We start from the raw sequence: 14,611 nt of genomic DNA, 5'->3' as shown, positions 1-14,611 counted from the left end.
CGCCCCCTCCTACTCGATTAATTCTCTAGAGAAAAACAATCCATGGCCTTACCTAGTAGGGTTGTTCAGTTCTGGTTTTTTCTTTATAGTTAAATAGTATAGATTACCTTAGGAGGAACAGATTATAAATGAAATCTTATGTAAAGGTTGGCTTGGCGGCGTTGACGATTGGAGCTGGCATATGGATTGGTGCAAGCTTTAACAACACCGCAACCGGCGCAGGGACCACCCCAGGTTCCACTGACGACCCGGTCGTCACCAAAAGCTACGTTGACCAACAAATTCAGCAAGCGCTGAATGGCGGTGGTGGAGGGTCTGCGAACCCAACAAATCCTACAAATCCAACTCAGCCATCCCAAGGTACCGACGAAGTTAAGAACGTAGCGTTGAAACCAGGAAAGATTCTGATTGCCGATGCAGGAACGGAGTTTATCGTGCGTTCAGGTAATGCTGTGAGCTACACAGAAGTCGCTAGCGGCGTTGCAGACCTTACGGATGGTAAAGACCTGTTAAATGGAGAAACTGCGCCTAAGAATCATCTACTTTCTTTTCCGCGTGAAGGTCGGGGAATACAGGTAAAAGAAGGGCAGACAAGCAATCTGATTGTCATGGTCCGCGGCGGGTACACCATTAAGTAGGAATCCACTAGGATACGTTTAACTCCTGCTAATACTTGTTCCAACCTGCTTAGAGGCATGGCAACTTTTTTTGGTATAATCCTCTTATAATTATTGCCAATAGTGACAACGTTTTATACGTGTGAGTGCTTTGAAATCAACAAATAATACTTCTGTAAAAACCAATACAGGAGGTGTATTTTCATGGCACGCAGCAGTCGTAACCGTCAAGTGGTACCGGAGAGTCGTGAAATGCTGAAGCAAATGAAATACGAAATTGCAGCAGAATTTGGATTACCCGTGGGATATGTTAGCGGTTCCAATGGAGCCGATACGGAATTTGGCTCTGAGTTAGGAGCCATCGGAAGTGGATCCTCCAGCCGACGTCCTGGATGGGGACATCTAACATCCCGTGAGAACGGATCCGTTGGTGGAGAGATCACTAAACGTTTGGTTCGAAACGCTGAACAAAGTCTCTTCGGTAGACTGTAGTCGTTTTTCAGTTAAAAGCGGAACTTATCCTTGACTAACATCCGATTGAAAAACCCAAGAAAATCCTTGGAAAACAGCTTACTTACTGGATTGACACCTAGTAACAAATAAGTTAATATGCATGTTGAGGATTGTACATTTCAAACCTTTTCCTGGCGGAAAAGGTTCATTTTTTGTGTAGGACCTTTTGACATATCACATACTATTCATATGGGAGGTTGATCTCATGTCTTTAACAGGGCGACGTTTATTTACATCTGAGTCCGTAACTGAAGGACATCCGGATAAAATCTGTGACCAGATTTCTGATGCGGTACTCGATGCTTTTTTGGCTAACGATCCGAACGCACGCGTAGCTTGTGAAGTTTCCGTTGCGACTGGTCTTGTTTTGGTCATTGGTGAAATTAGCACTAAATCTGAATATGTGGATATTCCATCCATTGTACGCAATACTGTGAAGGAAATCGGGTATACCCGTGCAAAATACGGTTTTGATTACAATACATGCGCGGTGTTAACATCGCTGAATGAGCAATCTGCCGATATTGCACAGGGGGTAAACGCTGCACTGGAGAATCGCGATCCTTCCCAAATGGACAAGGAAACCGAGAACATCGGTGCTGGTGACCAAGGTCTGATGTTTGGTTTTGCAACCAACGAGACGCCAGAATTGATGCCTCTTCCGATTGCATTGTCTCACCGTATCGCTCGTCGTTTGTCCGAGGTTCGTAAAGAAGGTACGCTGGACTACCTGCGTCCGGATGGTAAAACTCAGGTAACGGTTGAGTATGACGGCAATACACCGGTCCGTGTGGATACGATCGTGGTATCAACTCAACATGCCGAAGAAGCAACGCTGGAGCAAATCCAGAAAGATATTAAAGAACAAGTCATTCTTCCTGTCGTACCGGCTGAATTGCTGGACGCAGAAACTAAATATTTCATTAACCCTACCGGACGATTTGTTATCGGCGGCCCTCAAGGGGACGCTGGTCTGACTGGCCGCAAAATCATTGTGGACACCTATGGCGGCTACGCTCGTCATGGCGGTGGCGCATTTTCCGGTAAGGATCCTACAAAGGTTGACCGTTCCGCTGCTTACGCGGCTCGCTACGTGGCTAAAAACCTGGTTGCCGCAGGACTTGCGGACAAGTGCGAAATTCAATTGGCTTACGCTATTGGTGTCGCTAACCCAGTGTCGATTAGTGTTGATACTTACGGAACAGGTAAAGTGAGCGAAGAGAAGCTGGTTGAGCTTGTGCGTAACAACTTCGACCTGCGTCCGGCTGGAATCATCCGCATGCTGGATCTTCGTCGTCCGATCTACAAGCAAACCGCTGCATACGGACACTTTGGACGTACAGATCTGGATTTGCCTTGGGAACGCGTAGACAAAGCGGAAGCACTGAAAGAGCAAGCTGGCGTAAACTAAGGTAATCTTAAGATATGTTCCAGATATAAAGATTAGGCATGTGCTGATTTAATTTTTCTTCTGAAAAAATCGGCACATGCCTTTTTTCTGCTTCTTAATTCTCATAGTGAGTAGAGATTCAACTCAGCTGACATGAAAATATGACAAAAATGAAATAATTAAAAAGTTGATACCCACTATAGTTATCAGCTTTTTTAATGAATAAATGGAAAACGAGGAATAAACTTTATGACAAACTAGTTACTTTTACATAATAATATAGTAACATAGGATTGATTTACATAGACTTCTATAAAATGCCGCTACAAATTTTACAAGACTTGGTGTACGATACGCGAAAGTGTTTTTTTTTATAACAAATTCGTAACTTTTCCGCAAAAATGAAGTCTATTAATTAGAGACTTTATATGTTCGGCATCCGTGTTGAACGATAGATGGGAGAGTTACGATTACATGGTTAGTCAGGGGAAAACACTGAAGTCTACAACATCAGGTGTAGGCAAGAAATGGTTGATTATTACATTGGCAGGAGTCATCTGGGTAGGTCCTCTGCTGAGCAGCGGAATACCAGTGATAGGGAATCTATCAACATCCTCGGTAGCTTATGCGGCATCAACATCGGCTAAGAAGCTTGGCGAGGAAATCATTACTTCCGGTGCGGTTTTGATGAAGTATCAGTATATCAACAGTACAGGCGCAAAATCGCTGGCGAATGTCGTTCGGGTGGATCTGAACAACAAATACGTGAAACTGGATGTCATGACAGGCCAAGGGAATAAATTTACAACGAGACAAAGCACGGGCGGAATGGCTAAGGAGAACGGCGCGGTAGCTGCTATTAACGGTGACTTTTTTAATACCGGCAGCGAAGGGGCTCCGATGGGTGCTCAAGTATCGAATGGTCTGTTGATGTCAACGCCTTCGGATCTGAAAGGCATGTATGCTTTTGGAGTAACGAACGATGGAACGCCTATTCTGGATGAGTTTGCATTCTCGGGGGGTATTACAGCTGAGAATGGGGCCTCATTCCCGCTCGCGGGTATGAACAAAACGTCCTATGCGCCAGAGGGTACCGGAGCTACGTATAGCCATGCGAATTCAGCTTATATCTACACCAGCGCATGGAAGGCTGTTGAACGTCCTAAGAACAGCTCGACAACGCCAACGGAGGTTATGGTAAAGGATGGGGTCATAACCGATATTTCAGTAATGGCAGGATTGCCAACAGCGATACCGGAGGGAAGCTACATTTTGCGAACCCATGGGGCTGCAGCAGAGTTTGTGAAAAAAAATCTGGCTGTCGGTCAAAAGCTGGAAGCGAATTATGCACTGGTGTCCAAGAAATCAGGTAAAGAACTGGACCCATCTACACTCCAAATGATGATTGGCGGTCATACAATTCTGGTGGATAACGGCAAGGCAACGTCATTCTCTCGAAACGTGAATTCGATTGGAGGGAGCAGGGCGCGTACAGCCGTAGGTTACTCCAAAGACGGACGTTACGCCTACCTGATTGCAACGGAGAGCAACGATAACAGCAAAGGCATGACACTGCAGCAGCTTCAGGATTTTATGACGAAGGTTGGAGTATGGAAGGGAATGAACCTCGACGGCGGCGGATCGACAACGATGGTAAACCGTCCGTTAGCCGAGATGAATACGCAGTTGACCTTCAACACGGAATACGGCACCACGCAGCGCAGCATCGTTAACTCACTTGGCGTGTTCTCCACAGCACCTCAGGGCAGTTTGAAAGGCTTGAAAGTAAGTGGCAGCAACACGCTCCTGATCGGGCAAATCGGCACATATGAACTAAAGGGTTACGACACTTACTATAATCCCATTGAGGCAGGTTCGATTAAACCGACTTGGAAGTCCAGCAACGGCAATCTAGCGGTCAACGGACAAAGCATTAAAGCGACGAAGCCGGGCGCCTCAACACTGACGGCAGTAAGCGGCAGTACGAAAGCTACAATGCAAGTCAAGGTGCTGGGCGCGAATGATCTTGTTGCTTTGACTACCGGCGTATCAAGTGCACCGCTGCAGGCAGGAACGAGCGTTTCCGTGCCGGTGACGGCCGTAACGAGCAACGGCCAAAGCTTGGAGGTTCCGAGTAGCGCACTGAAATGGGAGTTTATCGGATTTGAAGGCAGCGTCAAAGACGGCCGCCTGACCGTATCTTCCGTGAATGGCAATACGAAAGTCGGTTATGCCATCGCACGCTATGACGGCTTTAGCACGGTCGTTATTTTGTCGGCAGCGGGCGAAAGCACGTGGGAGAACTTCGAGAATGTGAATTATCCGGTGAAGTTCACGACCAATGTGCCGGCCGTTACCGGGACTGCAGCGATCAAAAATGGCAGCGGAGCAAAAGCATCGTCCAAAGTCTTGAATTTGACCTATGATATGACAGGCGGATTAGGGCAAAAAATGTACGCTTACGCCGAGTTGAATGGCACAACTGGCAAAGTGATTCCTGCACAGGCCACGGCCATGACGATTGATGTGGAGGGAGATAACAGCCTGAACTGGCTGCGCGCTGAACTCCAAGACAATAACGGGAAAACCGTGTACGTTGACTTGGCAAAAGCGATTGATTGGAGCGGTTGGAAGACACTGAACCTCGATCTCAGCGGACACAACATTGCATTCCCGGCACAGATGAAGCGGTTGTATGTGGTGAACGTGGAAGAAGGCCAGGACGAGCGTGCATTGACAGGAGCTGTATCTTTTGACGATATCCGCTTCACAATGCCTTCTCTATCCGGGAATGAAGGACTTCCAACCGGCAAAGCGGTCATGACCATTGGGCAAAAATCGCTTATGCTGAATGGTTCGAAAGTGGCAATCGATTCGGCGCCAATTCTGAAAAATGGAACGACCTACGTTCCGATTAAGCACGTGCTCGACGCATTCGGCGGGCAAGCAACCTGGAACCAATCCGCTCAGCGGGTAGGTGTTCTAAGGGGCGGCATGTTCATGGAATTAACGGTCGGCAAGAAGGAATTCACTCTAAACGGTAAGCGCAGTTCGGCGGCTGTAGCACCTATGGTCCAAGGTGGTAGGACTTTGGTCCCTCTTCGTCTCGTTTCCGAGCAATTAGGCCTTAAAGTAAAATGGGACAAGAACACGAAGACCGTTACGATCGAATCGTGATATGGTATGATATGTATATGAAACGTTAGAAATGGAGTAGAGTGCGTGGATTATCAAGCCGATGCCATCGACCGTGTCATAAAAAATGCCATCAAAGTGATGGAGGACAGCAAATACCAAATGTTCGAAATATTGGAGGCGTCGCGGCAAGAGCTCACGTCTCTCAATCATGAACTGCAGCGGACATTAAAAGAAACGACGGAAACCTTAGAGAAGGTAGATCAGCTGGAGCTGAACTACCGCCGTTCCCGGATCCGGCTGACCGAGGTCAGCCGGGATTTTGTCCGGTACAAGGAAGAGGACATCAAGCAGGCGTATGAGAAAGCAACCCAGCTACAGCTTGACCTCATGATCTACCGGGAGAAGGAAATGTATCTGAAGGCAAGACGAGATGAGCTGCAGAAGCGGGTTCGTAGTGTCGAGAACTCGGTGGAGCGCGCAGAATCGATCGGATCTCAAATGGGCGTGGTGTTGGAATACTTGTCCGGAGAGCTGGGTCAGGTATCTCGAATCATCGAATCTGCGAAAAACAGACAGGTCATTGGTCTCAAAATTATTTTGGCGCAGGAAGAAGAACGGAAGCGCATATCCAGGGAGATTCATGATGGACCTGCACAATTGCTGGCGAATCTGGTTCTTAGGACGGAAATTGTAGAAAGAATGCTCGCAAAGCAGGAATTTAAGATGGTGCAGGACGAAATAGTAGATTTGAAGGGCCAGGTTCGATCGAGCTTGGAGGAAATGCGAAAAGTCATTTTCAATCTGCGTCCAATGGCACTCGATGATCTAGGATTAATCCCCACATTGCGTAAATACGTGCATGATTATGAAGAAAAATCGAAAATCCGCACGATCTTCGAGACACGGGGAAAAGAGCATCGTCTCTCTTCTGCGATGGAGGCGGCCATCTACCGGTTGGTGCAGGAAGCACTTTCGAATGCTGCAAAACATGCTTACCCGACTTATGTGCTTGTTGAAATCACGTACCAGGCGCAATTGGTCAAAATCGTTGTACAGGACAATGGCCTGGGATTCAATGTCAATTTGCTGGAGCAGAAAAGCAAGGACCACTTTGGGTTAATTGGCATGCGGGAGAGGGTTGAGCTGCTCGAAGGGAGAATGGAGATCGATTCAGCTGAGAATCAAGGAACGAAGATCGTGATTCATATCCCGACGAACGTAGAAAAGAGAAAGGAGTAATCGGATGGAACATTTGGAGAAAGAGAACGCGATTATTAAAGTATTATTAGCGGATGACCACCAGCTGTTTAGGGAGGGTCTGAAGCGTATACTGAATATGGAGGACGACATTGACGTTATCGGAGAATGCGGCGATGGAATTCAAGTGCTTGAGTTCTGTAACGAAGTGAAGCCGGATATCGTGCTGATGGATATCAACATGCCCACCGAAAATGGCGTTCAAGCAACTGAGAAACTACGTGAAATGTTTCCTGAGATCAAAGTTATCATTCTGTCGATTCATGACGATGAAAGTTATGTGTTTGAAACGCTCCGTAAGGGAGCAAACGGTTACCTCCTGAAGGATATGGAAGCCGAGTCACTGATTAATGCGATTCGTTCGGTACATGAGGGATATGCATTTATCCATCCGAAAGTTACGGGTAAGCTCATTCAACAGCTCCGCCGAATGACTTATGTAAACGAAGCAGGCGCTATGGCTGAGGGCGGTTCGCGTGAGGCTGGAGTCAAGTTTGTGGCAGGCGAGAATAACCCATTGACAAGGCGCGAAGCGGAAGTGCTTAGACTAATGGCCGAAGGCAAGAGCAACAAGATGATAGGGGAATACCTGTTCATTAGTGAAAAAACTGTAAAAAACCACGTCAGCAGCATTTTGCAGAAGATGGAAGTGGACGACCGTACGCAAGCGGTTATCAACTCGATCAAATATGGCTGGGTGACGTTGTAATCGCCGATCCGAATGCACGGACGCGTCTTACATAGGGAGGGAACTGCCAAGGGCGGTTCCTTTTTGTTATGATGATTTATAGGTTGAAGTAACACGATAGGCGTTTTTCTTATGGTGTTTGAGCCGTTCCCATTAAGTTCTGTGTGGGCTCTGGTTACATCACTGTCACCGTACCCTCCTGATCAGCATATATTGTTGATAAGAAAAGGAGGTGAGTCTCATGGTTGCCCAATTGCTGTGGATACTCGCGGTGTACGGGATTGCTGTTGCTCTGATTCATATCGTGCATGCCCGTCATCTTAGAAGAGCTGGTGAAGGCACGGAGCGGCGCAGGCATTATGTGCTGATCACGTCCAACCATGAGCAGCAGGTGGAATGGTATTTGAGAGCCCTTTCATGGTATGCCCTGCTGAGCGGGACGCGCGTGCGTGTCACCGTCCTTGATGATCAGTCGTACGATGATACGCTTAAGATTGTCCAGAGACTGACCCATTTGTCCGGAATTGAACTGGTATATGGGACTTGGAAGTCCGATGACTCGGCATCACGGGAAATGCGTGCCGTTCCGAATGAAGAAGAAGTAATACGGATCGATCTAAGAAACCCGATGGAGGCTGTTCGGATTCCATATGTACAGGGATAAACATCAGCAAGTTGTTTTGGTTACCAGGTTCGTATTCATATTGTTAAAGGCGTGAAGCACACTCCTAGCGTAAGCGAAGGGTGTGTTTTTTGCGTTTCTGGGGAGGAGCGGCTATCTAATATCAAAATGAAACATGTGCTTCTTAATAACGTACCAGCACTTGGCCTTTTACCAGCTTATATGTCTCGATATTGGAGTTGATGTCATGCAGATTGCCATTTATGCCATTCGAACATCAGAGAAATGGAAGTGTTGTCTCTCGCTGGATATGCGGGTGGATTTTCAATGGTGGTATGGAGTGAAACGATGGACGGATGAGAAAGCCGGCGCATGCTCATTAGTGCTGTTATCAACACAAGTTCCATTAGGGTGGGCCGTTGTCATTCAAGAGAGATTTCGATCCAACCGAGACATGGATCAATGGGGGAAATCGGAATGGCAGAAATATTTGTTCCAGGGCTTAAATTCGTTCTTACTACAAGAGCCTGAAGGAAACAGATCACAATGGAGTGTTTTGTTTACGGAGATTCAGCTGTTTGACGAATCGTATGTAAATTCCTTTATCGGAAAGAGGAATGTGGTTGAGGATTGGGCTTTGTTGATGCAGCAGGCGGAGCTGCTGATTCAGTGCATGGCAGGACGAGCCTTGCTTGCCGGCGAGGTCGAGGCCTTGTTGGCGGAAGTCGCCGGGGACACCGGCGACTGGCGCTCTGCGGCCCAGCTCGGCGTCCTGCTGGGCCGCCTGCGTTTGGAAGCGGGGCTGGCACAGCCCGCCCCGCAGGGTGCGCCCGGCTGGCTGCGCCGCCGGGCCATGGCCCTTCGCTGCCGGCGATGCGGCAGCGAGGCTAAGAGCCGCACGGCATGCGCCGCGTGCGGCTCGGCGGCTTGCGCCTATTGCGAGGCCTGCCTCGCGATGGGGCGCAGCCGCGCCTGTGCCCTGCTGCTGCATGGCGCAGCAGGATCGGCCGTGCGGGGCACGGCCGGGGGTTCCCCCACCGCGGCCTTGGGCCGGTGGGGGCTTAGCGCAGCGCAGAGCGCCGCTGCTGGCGCTGCGCTGCAGTTTTTGGCGGAGCCGCCCGCAGGGGGCTCCGCGGGGCCCGCCCGGTTTCTCATCTGGGCGGTGACAGGTGCCGGAAAGACCGAAATGATCTTTCCGCTGCTGCAGTCTATTCTGGATGCGGGTGGGCGCGTGCTGGTTGCCGCGCCAAGACGGGACGTGGTGCTGGAGCTGGCACCACGCTTATCTAAGGCTTTCCCGGAACAGACAGTGGTCACGTTATACGGGGGAAGTCCGGACAGATGGAAGCAAGGGAGCATCACACTGGCAACGACGCATCAACTTTTGCGTTTCAGGAGAGCTTTTGACCTGGTCGTGATCGATGAGATTGATGCGTTTCCTTATCATAATGATCCGATGCTGGATTTCGCGGCCAAAGGAGCTTGCAAATCAGGGGGGAAGTATATCTATCTGTCAGCCACTCCACCAACGCCTTTACAGCGTGCGGCAGCTGCAGGACGATTGCCGCATGCTAAAGTCCCCGCACGCTTCCACGGTCATCCATTACCAGTGCCGCAAAAGCTGAAAATCTCGACGGTGAACCGCTGTCTACAGGAAAAAAAGATTCCCCCACCCTTGGTTCGTAGTTTGAGCGCATCTCTTTCCCGTGGTGCTCAAGTGTTCCTGTTTGTTTCCCGCATTAAGCATATTGATCCGATGCTGGAGCTGCTTCGCAAGGCCATTGCCAATATGCCGATTGAAGGAACTTCATCCATCGATCCGGAACGGGCAAGCAAAGTGATGTCCTTTCGTAACCGTGAGATTCGCTTGCTTGTTACAACGACCATTCTTGAACGAGGGGTAACGGTTCCGAAAAGTGACGTGTTTATTTTAGATGCGGACAGTGAGCTTTTTGACGAAGCTGCATTGGTTCAAATGGCCGGCCGCGCGGGCCGATCCAAGGATGATCCGGCAGGACGGGTGGTATTTGGTGCGTCCCAATGGACTCGGAGCCAAAGCTCGGCAGTCCGGCAAATCAAGGCGATGAACCGAATCGCACGTAAAGGCGGGTATTTACGGCCAGTTCAGGAATTATCGAATGACTAGGGGGTTGAGTTAAACTTGATATTTAGTGTTAGCTCTCATAGACTCTCATAGCTCTGAAGTACTCCCATGGCTCTCATAGACTCTCATAGCTCATAGTTCATGAAACCTCATGGAGCCTCATAATTCTTCATATAACTCCTCTATCACAAACGATTGATAGATGAAACAGCCACAATCGAATGATAGAAGGAACAGAAATAAGGCTGGAACAGGAATCATTTTAACAATTCCAATTTAGTTGAGAAAAATACTACCAGGCATACATCGACAATCGTGGCAATGGGTATGCGATATGCACGCGCTGTATGATTTGTACTCTTTTTATTTCGTTGAACGCTGTTCTTTATTCTATCTCTCTGAGAAAGGAAGGAGCATATTTGATATCAAATGTCTTTAACCATCTGCTCGGGCATATGCATCGTTTGCTCAAACCAATTGACGAAACCTGCCTTACTTGTGGAAAAACAGGTTCATTCACCCGGGAACTTCCGGGAATATGCCGTGCCTGTTATCGGAATATCCCCTGGATTATGAAACCCAAATGTTGGCGATGCGGGCGGGGAATCGGCTGTCCCGACTGTATTCGATTAGGCATGAACGAGCGGAGTTTTATTTTAAACCGGAGTGCGGTAACCTATGATACACAGATGAGAGAGTGGTTGGCCCAGTACAAATATAGGGGGAATGAGCGTTACGCTCCTCTTTTGATAGAAATGATGTTACGGGTGTACACGCTGCTTCATCGGGAAGCGAACATCCATTTGGGCAATAAGGGGTCACGGAATTCTGGCAACATACCATGGAGTATACATGCCGTCACTTCGGTTCCGGTCAGTGAGGAAAGGCTTCAGGAGAGGGGGTTCAATCAAGCGGAGGTGCTCGCACAGGGGCTTGCACTTAGAATAAAGGTGCCTTGTGTCCGTATGCTGGAACGTAGACGTCACACGGATAAACAGAGTTTCAAGAGTCGGATGGATCGGCTAAAGGATATGGAGGGGGTTTTTGGTGCGTTGCAGGATGCACCCGATGTACTGTGGTCCATAAGCAGGCAGGGCGTAGAGCATACCCGATCTCAAGTGGGGACATCACGGATCAGAGGACCTTTACGTATATTATTGGTAGATGATATCTACACAACCGGGAGTACGATTAACGCTTGTGCTCAGGTTTTGCGGAGATATGAATCCATTGTAGAAATGCCCATCGAGATCTATAGTTTAACCTGGGCTCGTTCGTAAATGATTAAAATAGGAAAAATGTGTGGATTCTGTTACCGAATGATAGACGTAAGGCCTAAGATAATGTAATCTAGGGGTATTAAAGGTTCTATGTGGCATGGAGGTTGTTGAGCATGAATCTGGGGAATTGCCCTCGGTGCGGCAAGTTATATACGGTTAATATTCGGGAATTATGTCCTGATTGCATGAAGGTTATTGAGAAGGAATATGAGAAATGCGCAACCTTCCTTCGTGAGCAAAAAGGTGCAACGATTCATGAGGTATCTGAGGCTACGGAAGTATCTGTGCGGCAAATTACGAAGTTTATCAAGGAAGGCCGGATCTCGATTGCAAACGCGCCAAACCTGGCGTATCCTTGCGAAGTATGCGGAACATTGATTCGTGAGAGCAATATGTGCGAGTCCTGCCGGACGCGATTAACGAGGGAGTTAAGGCAGGCTGCTGCTGGCAACCAGGAACATCAGCCTGGGTCCGGAAAAGACAGAGAGACTTACAGTGCAGTCGATAAACTGCGCAAATACTAACTTTTGAACTATTAACAATGTTTCATATCCGACCGATAAACTTAGTAAAGCTTATCGGTCTTTTATTTTAAGTGAGGTGAATAGGGCGTGAAGATTAACGAATCGGGACGTGTGAACGGCATCAATTCGTATCAACGGAATATTGAATCTCGGGAGATGCAGCATATCGATAAGAAGAAGCGCCGCAAGGATGAAGTATCAATCTCCTCGGAGGCGATGGAACTGAGTGCACAGAGTAAAGTACAGGATCCGGAACGCGCGGAGAAAATTCAGCGTTTGAAGGAATCTGTAGCTAATGGTACTTATGAAGTGCCAGTCGACCGTTTGGCAGACAAATTGCTCCCGTATTTTCAATCCTACAATAAATCAGGTGAGTCCAAGTGAGTGCTAGGTCCATAATCGAATATATGAAGCGTCAGAATGAGCTGCATCAGCAGCTCATAGAGGCAGGGAAAGATAAAAGGCAAGCCATTTTGGATAATGATGTAGAACGGCTTACAGCGGTCATGACCAAGGAGAACCGCCTGCTGAAGCAGGTGGCGGAAACGGAAGCGCTACGTCAAGGTGCCGCAGATGATTTTTTACGTGAGAAGGGCATCCGCTCCCAGCTTCAGCTGACGGTTACTGAAATGACTCGTCTTGTATTTAACCCGGAGGAAAAAACAGAGCTGCAGGATGTGCAGCAGCAATTAATGGACAGGCTCATGAAACTCAAGGAGCTGAATGCGATTAACCGGGAGCTAATTGAGCAATCCCTCGCGTTTATTGATTACAGTTTGAATTTGTTAGTCAGCCGTCCGGAGGATGATTTGCTTTATCAACATCCGAAGAATCAGAATCCTGCCGGCAAGGGTCGAAGCATGTTTGATACCAGGGCATAAGCAGAAAGGAAAATGTAGATGAGATCCACATTTCATTTGCTCGAAATCGGAAAGAGGGGCTTGATTGCCCAGCAAGCTGCAATTAACACAGCTGGTCATAACGTTACGAACGCCAATACGCCAGGATACTCTCGCCAGACTACTCGCCTTGTTGCAGCCAACCCCATTGCTTTCCCGGGATTGCAGCGTTCCCAAGCGGCCGGTCAGCTCGGGATGGGCGTAGAAGCGGAAAGTATTCAGCGGGTACGGGACTTTTTATTGGATATCGAATACCGCAATCAGAATACGAATTTGTCGACATGGAGCGTTCAGCAAGAGACGCTTTCTAATATCGAGGGGATTTTTAACGAGCCTTCGGACAGCAGCTTGAGCGCAAGTATTGCCGAGTTCTGGACGGCTTGGCAGACGCTGAGCAAGAATCCGAGCGACACCGATTTATCCGCCCGTATGGCGGTTCAGCAGAAAGCGATCGCTTTGACGGAGACTTTTAACCATATTTACTCCCAATTGGATACCCTCAGCAATAACTTGACTTCTCGTATAGACACTAAGGTTGCTGAAGCAAACAACTATATCGACCAAGTTGCAGAGTTAACCCAGAGTATTAAACGGATTGAGGGTCTTGGTGACAACGCGAATGATCTGCGTGATAAGCGGGACCTGCTCATCGATCAGTTATCATTGCTAGGGAACGTAAATGTAACGGAGACCGGGGACAGTTATCAAGTGACGTTTGGCAACCAGGTCGTGGTTGACGATATGACGTCCACACCGATTACGAACGCGATTGCTGGCGCATTGACCGGCGGGGAGATCGCTGGTTATGTGACCTCTCGGGACGTGCATGTTCAAGGATATATCACCCAGTTGAACATTATGGCCAACACACTGGCTACAGGCAAAGTGGAAGTGACCCTACCGGCTGGAACGATTCTTCCGCCAGGCGTGAACATTCCGAATGCCGTTATGGATGCGAATAATCCTCGCAAGCTTGCTGAGGATGTGAAGCATACGGTTGATGGCCTCAACGGATTACATAAGCTGGGTTATACCCTCAATGAGCCGGCCACCACCGGTGGAGACTTCTTTGTATCTGCTAACGGCGGGCCAATTTCCGCCGGGAATATGAGACTAAGCCAGACGATTCAATCCGATCTGAAGAACATCGGGGCCTCCCTGCGGACAGAAATGAAGACTGATCCGACAAACGGTACGACCTCCGAGGTGGTTCTGAAAGGGAACGGCGGCATGGCACTTCTGATCGCGCAACTGTCAGAACGTACGTTTAATTTCAATCCGAATAACAACAGTGGTTCAGTAACGGACATCACGAATTTTGAAGGATATCTGCAGTCCGTTATCTCCAAATTGGGTACGGACAGCAGCAATGCCAAAAAGATGGTGGAGAACGGCACGTTGTTGGTGGAGCATGCAGATACACTCCGTCTATCGATTAGCAGTGTATCACTTGATGAAGAGATGTCGGATCTGATCCGCTTCCAGCATGCTTACAGCGCCTCATCACGTGTTGTCACTACGATTGATGAAATGTTGGATAAATTAATTAACGGTACCGGCGTCGTCGGCAGATAGGAGG

13 protein-coding genes are annotated in these 14,611 nt (G+C 48.5%); all 13 read left to right on the top strand.

The features are described from left to right. Window positions 1-128 precede the first annotated feature (128 nt). The 13 genes from J7E85_RS27310 to flgK all read left to right on the top strand — a co-directional run bounded on the left by J7E85_RS27310 (window position 129) and on the right by flgK (window position 14,607). Window positions 129-638 carry a hypothetical protein gene (locus tag J7E85_RS27310; RefSeq protein ID WP_215163104.1) on the top strand — a complete coding sequence of 170 codons (510 nt, stop codon included), beginning with the start codon at window positions 129-131 and terminating at the stop codon, window positions 636-638. A 183-nt stretch (window positions 639-821) separates the two neighbouring features. Next, window positions 822-1,109 (top strand): alpha/beta-type small acid-soluble spore protein, encoded by a 288-nt coding sequence (locus tag J7E85_RS27305; protein WP_215163103.1) that lies wholly within the window; start codon window positions 822-824, stop codon window positions 1,107-1,109. A 226-nt stretch (window positions 1,110-1,335) separates the two neighbouring features. Next, the gene (gene metK / locus J7E85_RS27300; protein ID WP_215163102.1) at window positions 1,336-2,541 is read left to right on the top strand and encodes a methionine adenosyltransferase; all 1,206 of its coding nucleotides are present in this window, start codon (window positions 1,336-1,338) and stop codon (window positions 2,539-2,541) included. 453 nt (window positions 2,542-2,994) lie between these two features. Next, window positions 2,995-5,697, top strand: coding sequence for a stalk domain-containing protein (locus tag J7E85_RS27295; RefSeq protein WP_215163106.1), 2,703 nt, complete (start codon window positions 2,995-2,997; stop codon window positions 5,695-5,697). Between the two features lie 45 nt (window positions 5,698-5,742). Next, on the top strand, window positions 5,743-6,897 hold the full coding sequence (locus J7E85_RS27290) for a sensor histidine kinase (protein WP_215163101.1): 1,155 nt from the start codon (window positions 5,743-5,745) through the stop codon (window positions 6,895-6,897). Window positions 6,898-6,901: 4 nt separating this feature from the next. After that, window positions 6,902-7,624 carry a response regulator gene (locus tag J7E85_RS27285; protein ID WP_076324006.1) on the top strand — a complete coding sequence of 241 codons (723 nt, stop codon included), beginning with the start codon at window positions 6,902-6,904 and terminating at the stop codon, window positions 7,622-7,624. Between the two features lie 220 nt (window positions 7,625-7,844). Further along, window positions 7,845-8,267 carry a hypothetical protein gene (locus tag J7E85_RS27280; protein ID WP_215163100.1) on the top strand — a complete coding sequence of 141 codons (423 nt, stop codon included), beginning with the start codon at window positions 7,845-7,847 and terminating at the stop codon, window positions 8,265-8,267. A gap of 205 nt (window positions 8,268-8,472) precedes the next feature. Next, entirely contained in the window at window positions 8,473-10,371 is a 1,899-nt protein-coding gene (locus tag J7E85_RS27275; protein ID WP_215163099.1) for a helicase-related protein, read from the top strand. Window positions 10,372-10,901: 530 nt separating this feature from the next. Then, a complete protein-coding gene (locus J7E85_RS27270) occupies window positions 10,902-11,609 on the top strand; it encodes a ComF family protein (RefSeq protein WP_251036084.1) in 708 nt (235 codons plus the stop codon). Between the two features lie 113 nt (window positions 11,610-11,722). Further along, window positions 11,723-12,133 (top strand): TIGR03826 family flagellar region protein, encoded by a 411-nt coding sequence (locus J7E85_RS27265; protein WP_076324009.1) that lies wholly within the window; start codon window positions 11,723-11,725, stop codon window positions 12,131-12,133. Window positions 12,134-12,220: 87 nt separating this feature from the next. Next, window positions 12,221-12,517, top strand: coding sequence for a flagellar biosynthesis anti-sigma factor FlgM (gene flgM, locus J7E85_RS27260; protein ID WP_098749202.1), 297 nt, complete (start codon window positions 12,221-12,223; stop codon window positions 12,515-12,517). Further along, window positions 12,514-13,014 (top strand): flagellar protein FlgN, encoded by a 501-nt coding sequence (locus J7E85_RS27255; protein ID WP_215163097.1) that lies wholly within the window; start codon window positions 12,514-12,516, stop codon window positions 13,012-13,014. Before flgM ends, J7E85_RS27255 begins: the two co-directional genes overlap by 4 nt. Before the next feature lie 18 nt (window positions 13,015-13,032). After that, window positions 13,033-14,607 (top strand): flagellar hook-associated protein FlgK, encoded by a 1,575-nt coding sequence (flgK, locus tag J7E85_RS27250; protein ID WP_215163096.1) that lies wholly within the window; start codon window positions 13,033-13,035, stop codon window positions 14,605-14,607. The last annotated feature ends 4 nt before the right edge of the window (window positions 14,608-14,611 follow it).

Source organism: Paenibacillus sp. ISL-20, assembly GCF_018613005.1.
GTDB lineage: Bacteria > Bacillota > Bacilli > Paenibacillales > Paenibacillaceae > Paenibacillus_AQ.
Note: the sequence above shows the minus strand (reverse complement) of the source record. Positions and strands in the feature narration are given on the sequence as shown.